At 35.1% G+C, this 9,062-nt stretch carries 10 protein-coding genes; 2 read left to right on the top strand and 8 right to left on the bottom strand.

What is annotated here, in order from left to right:
* From VKY47_RS04015 to cls, 4 genes are all read right to left on the bottom strand, one after another.
* Window positions 1-496: PAS domain-containing protein (locus VKY47_RS04015; protein WP_324310561.1), on the bottom strand; the 496-nt coding region annotated here is incomplete at its 3' end.
* Between the two features lie 161 nt (window positions 497-657).
* Entirely contained in the window at window positions 658-1,449 is a 792-nt protein-coding gene (locus VKY47_RS04020; protein WP_324310562.1) for a patatin-like phospholipase family protein, read from the bottom strand.
* Window positions 1,446-2,360, bottom strand: a complete 915-nt coding sequence (locus VKY47_RS04025; protein ID WP_324310563.1) for a mechanosensitive ion channel family protein — start codon at window positions 2,358-2,360, stop codon at window positions 1,446-1,448. Before VKY47_RS04025 ends, VKY47_RS04020 begins: the two co-directional genes overlap by 4 nt.
* A 62-nt stretch (window positions 2,361-2,422) precedes the next feature.
* On the bottom strand, window positions 2,423-3,865 hold the full coding sequence (cls, locus tag VKY47_RS04030) for a cardiolipin synthase (protein WP_324310564.1): 1,443 nt from the start codon (window positions 3,863-3,865) through the stop codon (window positions 2,423-2,425).
* Window positions 3,866-4,074: 209 nt separating this feature from the next.
* Here cls and VKY47_RS04035 point away from each other — a divergent pair, with 209 nt between their 5' ends.
* Window positions 4,075-4,794: a peroxiredoxin gene (locus tag VKY47_RS04035; RefSeq protein WP_324310565.1), complete on the top strand. Its 720-nt coding sequence runs from the start codon at window positions 4,075-4,077 to the stop codon at window positions 4,792-4,794.
* 39 nt (window positions 4,795-4,833) lie between these two features.
* Window positions 4,834-5,559, top strand: a complete 726-nt coding sequence (locus VKY47_RS04040) for a superoxide dismutase (protein WP_324310566.1) — start codon at window positions 4,834-4,836, stop codon at window positions 5,557-5,559.
* A gap of 97 nt (window positions 5,560-5,656) precedes the next feature.
* Here VKY47_RS04040 and VKY47_RS04045 read toward each other — a convergent pair whose 3' ends face one another.
* The 4 genes from VKY47_RS04045 to VKY47_RS04060 all read right to left on the bottom strand — a co-directional run bounded on the left by VKY47_RS04045 (window position 5,657) and on the right by VKY47_RS04060 (window position 8,869).
* Entirely contained in the window at window positions 5,657-5,872 is a 216-nt protein-coding gene (locus tag VKY47_RS04045) for an Hsp20/alpha crystallin family protein (protein WP_324310567.1), read from the bottom strand.
* 340 nt (window positions 5,873-6,212) lie between these two features.
* Window positions 6,213-6,554, bottom strand: coding sequence for a cation-translocating P-type ATPase C-terminal domain-containing protein (locus tag VKY47_RS04050; protein ID WP_324310570.1), 342 nt, complete (start codon window positions 6,552-6,554; stop codon window positions 6,213-6,215).
* Window positions 6,448-7,677 (bottom strand): HAD-IC family P-type ATPase, encoded by a 1,230-nt coding sequence (locus VKY47_RS04055; RefSeq protein ID WP_324310568.1) that lies wholly within the window; start codon window positions 7,675-7,677, stop codon window positions 6,448-6,450. Before VKY47_RS04055 ends, VKY47_RS04050 begins: the two co-directional genes overlap by 107 nt.
* Window positions 7,678-7,684: 7 nt before the next feature.
* On the bottom strand, window positions 7,685-8,869 hold the full coding sequence (locus VKY47_RS04060; RefSeq protein WP_324310569.1) for an HAD-IC family P-type ATPase: 1,185 nt from the start codon (window positions 8,867-8,869) through the stop codon (window positions 7,685-7,687).
* Window positions 8,870-9,062 lie beyond the last annotated feature (193 nt).

Raw genomic sequence — 9,062 nt, forward strand, 5'->3', positions numbered from 1 at the left:
AGGCTTCCCAGTTTTTGGTGTTTTTGCAGCTATATACAATGCATGGAAGATTGTTGACCAAATTATTGAACTTTCTGTCCTGCTCAATTAACCCACTTTTTTTTCGTTTGGCTTCGTTGATATTGTGGGCTAATTGTGTTGGAGTGTCTCTAAAAAAAGCAATGATCACTTCTCTTTCGTCAATAAGATAAGGGCTAAGGCTTAGGTTCAAAGGAAACAATGAACCATCTATTTTAATACCTCGTATGGCATCTACTTGATTGGATTTGTTGGTTTTATCTTGTTTTAAAGTTTCTTTCAAGAGAGTGTCCAACTTTTCGGAAATTAGTTCAGTTACATTTTTTTGCAATAATTTCCCTGACCGATATCCGTAAAGATTTTCAGCTGCTGAGTTGGCTTTTAAAATAATTCCACGGTTATCGAAAATAAGAATCCCATCTTCAGAAGCATCAAATACCGCCTGAAGCATTTTTATGTCGGTTATCTTATCTTTCATATCATCTAATTGTTAACACCTTCAAAGTTAGCATGCTAACTTTAGAGCCAATAAAATTCATCTATAATTTAATTCAGTCATATTTTTTTTTTGCAAGGAACCAAACCGGGACCACCATTATTCTGATGCAGGACCTTTTAAAAAAACAGTAATTATAGATTTTACTTTAATGCTGTTTTTACTTTAAGGTTTGAAACAACCGCTTCTTGTTCCATCAGGATCTTTTTTGTGGTAGTGTAGCCCAAATTAAAAACAGTTTCTATTTTGTTCATATCAAATACACTGAAATTAGCCAATTCCTCTGGACAGATAATAAGATCGCAGTCGTTAAATTTTGTGGTAGATTCATACGCTGCTTTTATCCTATATGCTCTTTCTATTACTGTATATGAGTGTTTTAAATCGTTAATATTGATTTTTTTCAAAGGATTTACATAGACACCTACAATTTTATCGCATTCAGGTTTTAATGGTTCTATTGGAAAGTTGTTGATCGTACCGCCATCAATATAATAAGAACCATTAATCTCGGTAGGTGTAAAGACGCCTGGAAAGGAGGCCGATGCCAATACTGGCTTTATGAGTTGTCCTTTACTAAAAATTTTTAGTGAGCCATCCACAATATTAGTTGCTGTAACAAAAAGAGGTTTTTTCAGGGCTTTAAAATTGTCTTCAGGGAAGAAATGTTTAAAGCTGTTATAAAATGCTTCAGTATTGATAAAACCAGGTTTGCTACGTGCATATTTACTGGGGCGAAAGATGGGTATGGTTTTAAAAAAGTTTAACATCTCTTCCCAACCTATACCCTGAGCATACAGAGCTCCCACAATGGCACCTGCGCTTGTGCCGGAAATATGTGTTGGAAATATATTGTACTCCTCTAATGCCTTAATGACTCCAATATGCGCTGCTCCTTTCGCTCCACCACCAGATAATACGAGCCCTATCTTCATTGTGAGTTGTTTTTTTCAAGATTAATTTTTGGAATTCGAACAATTTCAAAGGTGGCAGAAGCTAACTGTACTTTTCCGTCTGTGTTTTGTATTTCCTTTCCAATAAGCTCATTCAAGATATGTTTTGTGTATCTTCTTTTTTTATAGTCCACTATATAACGAAGATTGAATTGTATCCAGTTATCAGTCATTGTAATGGCCAAGGTTGGATCTACTTCGGCATTTTCAATGTAATACTTGTTTACAACATTGTGCCAATCTGAAATAGATTTTGAAACATATTCAGATAGATTTTCGGCGGCGATTTTAACTATAATAGTCTTGGCGAGTTCCACATCGGAACCGTGCCTGATCGGCAGGTTAAATTCATCCCATACAAAGGGAAAATCCTTTGAATAGTTATAGATTGGACCTTTAAATACAAATGCGTTGCTAAGTTTGACTATTCTTCCAGTGTAATTATCGCTAGATACCCATTCACCAATTTCCATCATCGTGGTATAAATGCTATCTACATCAATTACATCACCTTTAATTTTATTAATCTCTATTCTATCACCGGGTTTATAAACACCAACTAAGAAAATATAAAATGAACCGGCAATACTTAAAATTAACTCCTGCAGTGTAATTGTAATATTTGCAGTTAGTAAACCAATAGCCAAAACAGAGTCTTTAATGCTACCTGTAAAAAATAATATTGTTATTAAAATAAGTAATACATAGCCGAAAAATTCTACAGCCTTTTGCGATTTATATCTAATTTCTGAATCAGGAAGTTTCTTTCTTAACAGCCGTCTTAAAAAAGTGATTGAGAATAATATAAATGCAATCCAGATTATATATTTGAATATATTGGAAGAAACAGGATGTGCGTTAGCCCATTGATTTATATTTTCGAATATTTCCATTTTCTATCAAATCATAAAAATAAAGTATTAATTATTAGCAGATAATGACAATTGTCAGTTCATTATAAAACTGGGCTAAATACTTTGGCAATACCTTCCTTTAAACGCGCTACTTTAGATCTCTTAATATAATCCTGATAGTTGATTTGACGGCTAATTTTGCAATCCATTAAAAAATCCTGTTTTAATTTTTCTGTAAATTCCTTTTCGTAGATAAGTATATTTACCTCATAATTTTGCTCAAAACTTCGAATGTCTACATTAGATGTGCCAATGGTTGTTAAGGTATCGTCCGAAATAATAACTTTACTATGTAAAAATCCTTCAGGATATAGGTAAATCTTTACTCCAGCTTCCAGAAAATCTTCAAAATAAGATTGTACAGCCCATTTTACCAAAACACTATCTGAATTGGAAGAAAGCAAAAGCCGAACATCCACACCGCCCAAAGCAGCAACTCGCAATGCTTCAAGTAAAGATTCGCCCGGGATTATGTATGGATTGGTGATGTAAACATATTTTTCCGCCTTATTTATAATTGAAAAATACAATTGATGGATAGACGAAAAATTCGAGTCCGGACCGCTTGCAACAGTTTGGGCTATAGAGTTTCCTGTTTGGGGTTGTTCCAAAAAATAAGCGGCAGACAACACATCATCCTTACCACTTGCAAAACTCCAATCCATCGCAAAAACGGCCTGTAAGCTGTTTACAATGGGTCCTTTTAACCGAAGATGTGTGTCGTGCCAAATTCCCAGTACAGAATCTCCATCAACATATTTATCGGACACATTTATGCCTCCAGTAAAAGCGACCGAACCATCGACTATTACTATCTTTCTGTGATTGCGGTAATTAATGGAAGAAATTAATCTTCCGAACCGCATAGGCAGAAAATTATACACCTCTATTTCAGCTTCTTTTAGCTGTTTTATATACCTTCTACTCAACAATCGGCTTCCCAAAGCGTCATACATAAAACGCACTTTTACACCTTCTTTTACTTTCCGTTGCAGTATGGATAAAAACTGTTGTGCCAGTTTACCATCCTCAAATATGTAATATTGGATATGGATATAATGCTCGGCCTTATCCATGGCTTTAAAAATAGCATTGAAGGTTGCCAGTCCATTTTTTAAAACCTTTAAATCATTTCCTGTACTAGGTAAAAATTTAGAGCTTTTTGTAAGTAGTTTTACGAGCTTAATTTGGTTCCTAATGGGAGCGGGGAGTGGTGCATGGTCTGTTTTACCGATACTATCATAATATTCATTGACCTTTGCGAGATATTGTGAAATTTCTTTGGTCTTTTTTAATTTATAAAACTTGTTTTTCCTTCTATTGCGTCCCATTATAAAATAAAAAAGCATTCCACCTATGGGAATGGTAAAAATAGCCAAGAGCCAGGCCAAGGTTTTGGTAGGTCGCATACCATATAGTATGAGCCTTCCCATCAAGGCAATGGCTATTAAGAAATAAATAATAAGAAATATGGTTGTTGACATATTGCTTCTGCAGATAATTATTATTTGGTAATCAATTTAAGCTAATAATCAGTGTTATGCAGCTAATTTCCTTAAAATGCTTCCTATAGGATTAAATTGATTACAAATGTCTTAATTCTTAAAATGATAGCTGCTGACCTAGGTCATTTCAATTGTTTTGAGCTAGCTATAAATTTGTTACTATTAATAACATTTTAAATAGTGAAAAAATGGAAAGTTTAGAAGTTAAAGAAGAAGTAAGCTCAATGCCTAGAATTGGAGATAAAGCACCTATTTTTAAGGCTGTAACAACGCAAGGAGAAATTAATTTTCCAGAAGATTACAAAGGAAAATGGGTTATTTTATTTAGCCATCCTGCAGATTTCACGCCAGTATGTACTTCCGAATTTATAACTTTTGCGAGTCTTGATGAAAAGTTCAACAAAGCAAATTGTAAGCTGGTAGGGTTATCTATTGATGGGCTATACAGTCATATTGCTTGGTTGCGTACCATTAAAGATAAAATTGAATTTAATGGATTGAAGAATGTTGAGGTGAAGTTTCCTTTAATTGAAGATATTACAATGGAGATTGCCAAAAAGTATGGGATGGTACAGCCTGGAGAAAGTAAAACACAAGCTGTAAGAGCCGTCTTTTTTATTGATCCAGAGGGTATTGTTAGAGCCATAATTTATTACCCATTGAGTTTAGGTAGAAATTTTGATGAAATATACAGAGCCCTCATTGCCATGCAAACAGCTGATGCTTTTAAAGTAGCAACTCCTGCAGATTGGTATCCCGGGGATGATGTTATCGTTTCCCCTGCCGGTACTTGTGGAGTTGCTGAAGAGAGAATGGCTTCAACCGATGGTTTAGAATGTAAAGACTGGTTTTTTTGTACTAAAGAATTGGATAAAGATGAAGTATTAAATACTATACTTAAGGAGTAGTAGTATTTTCTTTTTTACTAATATTTAAAATAAACACCAATGAACAAGCGGAAATTTTTAAAACAGTCTATGTTGGTTTCAGCGGGAGTGTGTTTTGCACCTTCAGTGTTACTAGCGGCTTGTAAATCAGATTCGAAAAAAGAAAACCTTATGGAAACAACTTCAGCCACTACAGCTATTTTTGAATTACCGAAACTTCCTTATGGATATGACGCCTTTCCGGATACGATTGATCCATTAACTATGGAAATACACTATACGAAGCACCACCAAGGATATACCGACAAGCTAAACGCAGCCTTGAAGGAGAATGCTATTAGCGAAAATACCATAGAGGAGATTTTGAGTATGGACAATTTACCTACGGCTATCCGTAATAATGGGGGTGGATATTATAATCATAATTTATATTGGGATGTCTTGACGCCGGGAGGTGAAATGAGCGATACTTTTAAAAGTAAAATCATTGAGAACTTTGGGTCTGAAGAATCATTTTTGAATGAATTGGCAGATGCAGGAGCAAAACGATTTGGTTCGGGTTGGGCCTGGGTGGTTCAAGGTAAGGATAAGAAATTGCGCATTTTCTCAACGCCTAATCAGGATAACCCCTTGATGAAAGTAGTTGATATAAACGGAACGCCAATTTTAGGTATTGATGTCTGGGAACATGCATACTATCTTAAGTATCAGAATAAAAGAACAGAATATCTTCAGAAAATTCTAAAAATCATTAATTGGAATAAAGTGGAAGAGCGAATGATTTAATCTTTTGCAATTATTTTATATCGATTCTAAAACTAAAATTAAAAAAAAACAGGAGGTGAAAATTTTTACCTCCTGTTTTTTTAAATAGATTTTCTTATTAAGCAATATCTATTTTCTTTGGCTTATGGTTTTTTGATTCCACTTTTTTGGTAAGGTTAAAACTAAGAACCCCATCTTTATATTTCGCCTTCACATCTTCCTCTTTTACTGAATCTGGAAGTTGTAATTTTTTTTCGAAAGAGTTATAACTAATTTCTTGACGTGTATAGTTATCCTTTTTTTTCTTTAGAGTGTGAACTGTTGTATTTATCAATACAGCTTTGCATTAGATATTTATTTTCACGGGATTACTGATAGCCAATATTAGACATTTAGGCTTATCGGTAATTTTACCATATATGGTAGATGAAATACAATTGAGGAATATTAAACCGATCTTAAGAAAAACCAGATCTTAGCTTGATTGAAAATTGTAACTTTTACAGCATAAGAATTTTAATCGTAGTAGCTTATAACCCATTATATTTAACTTCTTTAAGCAAAGTTTGCGCTTCTCGGGAAGTATGATTTGATCCTGCTGGAGTGATGGTGCCAGAAATGAGCGGGATTGCAATATGTCGCCAATTTAGAAAGAAATACTTGGCAATTTTGGATTAGAACGTACCTCCCATTCGTTTTATTATCTGCGATAAAGCCAATGAACCCAATGCGAAAACAAACACCCATCCAAATTGCTCACCTGACAACTTGGTTAAGAAAAGTGCTTTTGCGATAGGTGTTATGTAATATGCGCCCGCGGTAATAAGAAGCGATATAGCAATGGCGAGCCATACCCAAATATTTTTTATCACTTCATTATTAAAAAAAGAAACCTTGTTTTCGGACATATTAAATACATTGAACAATTGCGCCAATACCAAAGTATAGAATGCCATATTGTTTATGGTTTTGGATGAATGTTGTAATGCTAAGTGGGAATACGCTGTAATACCTATAACAGCAGCAGTAATGCTTAGGCCATAAATAAATGGTTGAAGACCAGAGCTTTTTGGTCATAATGGGTTCGCCAGCATTTCTGGGTGGACGTTTCATAATATCCACTTCTCCTTTGCCCATTCCTAAGGCCAATGCAGGGAAAATATCTGTTACTAAGTTTAGGAATAAAATCTGTAATGGCAATAGTGGGGCCGGGAGACTTAATAAAGCTGCCAAACCAACAGTTAGCACTTCTGCCAGATTACATGATAGAAGATACACAACAAACTGCCTTATATGGTCAAAAATGGCGCGTCCTTGATTTATTGCCAATTCCATTGCTGTAAATTTGTCATTTTTAAGAATAATATCAGCTGCTTCCCTTGCTGCTTGTGTACCCCGTACACCCATTGCAATGCCAATATCTGCTTTTCGCAGTGCAGGTATGTCGTTTATACCATCGCCAAACATGCCTACTGTATTATTGTTTTCTTGATAAAAAGATATTAGTTTTAATTTCTGTTCTGGTGTTACTCTTGCAAAGACCGAAGCATCCAAAAGCTTCATATCCCGGGAGTTATTCAGTTCTTTTTCAAATTGTAATTCATTGCCGTGAAGGATACTTTTTGATGGTGCAACTTTTGACAATAAGCCTATTTCTTCAGCTATTTTCTTTGCTGTTCCAGGGTGATCCCCAGTCATCATAACGACCCTTATGCCAGCTTCTTTGTAAACTCTTATTGTCGATTTAACATCTTCCCTGGCTGGATCTAAAAATCCAATCACTCCTATAAAAGTTAGCTGTAATAGCAAATCGACATTATTGGGCATTATTTTATGATTACTATAAGCAAATGCGAGAATCCTTAATCCTTGGGAAGCCATATCACCCACACGATCTGCCCATTCCTCTTTGTTTATAAATTCTTGAGGTTTGTTATCCTTTAGTATATAGTCACAATGTTTTATTAAGTTCTCAAATGCTCCTTTCGCATAAACGGTAAAACCCTTATCTTCATTTTGATTTAATGTTGCCATTAATTTATTTGTAGTATCAAAAGGGATCTCCATTTTTTCAGGATTATTTTTCTTGATTTTTTGTGGGTCAAAGTGTAGTTTTTCGACAAATTGTATAAGTGCCAATTCGATGCTATCCCCCCCTTTTTTCTTTGGTATTCAAAACAACATTGTTACATAAAACACTCGTCATGATTAGCGCATTAAATGCTTGTAGTGATTGGCCCAAATCATCAAAGTGGATTCTATCTTTGTTTTGAATTGACTCAAATATACCATCTTCAAAGGCCAACGTATGCACCTGCATTTTGTCTTCGGTAAGTGTTCCAGTTTTATCGGTGCAAATAATATTTGTTGCTCCTAAAGTCTCGACGGCTTCCATTTTTTTTATAATGACTTCTCGCTTGGATAGCTTTAACATTCCTCTAGCTAAAGCAATGGTAGCCACTACGGGAAGCCCTTCTGGAATGGCTGCAACAGCAAGTGCTACAGCCGTTCCTACAATTAAAAATATATCCAAGCCTTTAAGGTATCCGGTTATAACAATTAGAATCGCAAAAATTAGCGTAAGCCAAATAAGCCATTTGCTTAGTTCATTCAATTTTTTTTCCAAGGGTGTTCGGTGCTCTTTAACATCGCTTCCCATTTTCTGGATTTTGCCAAGTTGGGTGTCAAGCCCTGTATGTACTACAATTGTAGTTGCTGAACCTTGTACTACGGAAGTTCCCCTGAACACCATATTTTTTCTTTGTGATAAAATTGTGTTTTTGGAGAGTGGATGTATTACTTTATGGATGGTATTGCTCTCACCCGTCAATGAAGCTTCTTTAACGGCTAAATTCTCAGTGGTAATCAGGCGCGCATCTGCTGAAACCACATCTCCAGCTTCTATTAGAAGGATGTCTCCGGGAACTAAGGCTGTGGACTTTATCATTATAATTTTTCCGTCGCGAAGAACACTACATTTTGATAAACCAATTTTTCGAAGGGTTTCAAGAGAACGAATACCCTGCAATTCCATTAAGAAGCCGATAATGACCGTAATTATGATTACCACGAGTATGGCTACGGTTTCTGGCCAATCCTTGTTGAAAAGAAAGATAAGGGCTGCAGCTAAGGCAAGAATTAAAATAATGGGATTCTTAATCTGGTCAAAAAGTATTTCCCATCGTTTTTTTTCGGCATGTCCAGCTATATTATTTTCCCCATATTTTTCAAGACGAAGCTGTGCTTCCTTATTTGTTAACCCCAGATTGGCACTACTGTTAAATTTTTCCAAAACAGTTTTTACGGAGAGGGTAAAAGGTTCTTCAATCATATTTGATTTTTAAAATGTATTTAAAAGTGGGCAAAACTTAAAACCTTCTTCTCAAACCCTTTAGATTTAAAGTTTTGGGAAGAAGGTGATTTTTAAGGGAAACACTTATAAAATAGCGTCTTATGCTATTTCAATTTTCTTTGGCTTATGGTTTTTTGATTCCACTTTTTTGGCAAGGTTGAAACTAAGAACC

Origin of the sequence: Xanthomarina sp., assembly GCF_035306705.1 — a bacterium.
Taxonomy (GTDB): Bacteria; Bacteroidota; Bacteroidia; order Flavobacteriales; family Flavobacteriaceae; genus Xanthomarina.